The 996-nt window shown below is 52.7% G+C and carries 1 rRNA gene; it reads right to left on the reverse strand.

What is annotated here, in order from left to right:
* Positions 1-996, reverse strand: a 23S ribosomal RNA gene (locus E5987_RS12755); the annotation flags it as partial.

The raw sequence follows: 996 nt of genomic DNA on the forward strand, positions 1-996 counted from the left end.
GCATCCGCGGCTTCGGTTAATGGCTTAGCCCCGTTACATCTTCCGCGCAGAAAGACTCGACCAGTGAGCTATTACGCTTTCTTTGAAGGATGGCTGCTTCTAAGCCAACTTCCTGGTTGTCACGGCCTTTCCACTTCGTTTTCCACTTAGCCATTATTGGGGACCTTAGCCGGCGGTCTGGGTTGTTTCCCTTTTGAGTCCGGACGTTAGCACCCGGTGCTCTGTCTCCCGTGCTCACGCTTCCAGGTATTCGGAGTTTGCCTTGGTTTGGTAAGACTCCATGTCCCCCTAGCCAAAACAGTGCTCTACCCCCTGGAGCGATACACGAGGCACTACCTCAATAGTTTTCGGGGAGAACCAGCTATCTCCAGATTTGTTTGGCCTTTCACCCCTATCCACAGCTCATCCGCTAATTTTGCAACACTAGTCGGTTCGGTCCTCCAGTGTGTGTTACCACACCTTCAACCTGGCCATGGATAGCTCATCTGGTTTCGGGTCTACACCCTGCGACTCTTCGCTCTATTCGAACTCGCTTTCGCTGCGCCTCCCCTAGTCGGTTAAGCTCGCCACAGAATGTAAGTCGCTGACCCATTATGCAAAAGGTACGCAGTCACTCCTTACGAAGCTCCTACTGTTTGTATGCATGCGGTTTCAGGTTCTATTTCACTCCCCTCCCGGGGTTCTTTTCGCCTTTCCCTCACGGTACTGGTTCACTATCGGTCGATCACGAGTATTTAGCCTTGGAGGATGGTCCCCCCGTCTTCGAACAGGATTCCACGTGTCCCGCTCTACTTCTCACTGCCTTAGTACCATCCAAAGCGTTTCGCCTACGGGGCTATCACCCGCTATGGCCGGACTTTCCATTCCGTTCGACTACGCTTCAAACTATCAGCTGTTAGGCTCTTCCGGGTTCGCTCGCCGCTACTGCCGGAATCTCGGTTGATTTCTTTTCCTGAGGATACTTAGATGTTTCAGTTCTCCTCGTTCGCCTCTGCA

It is taken from the genome of Parasutterella muris (assembly GCF_009767915.1).
In the GTDB taxonomy this organism is placed as follows: domain Bacteria; phylum Pseudomonadota; class Gammaproteobacteria; order Burkholderiales; family Burkholderiaceae_F; genus Parasutterella; species Parasutterella muris.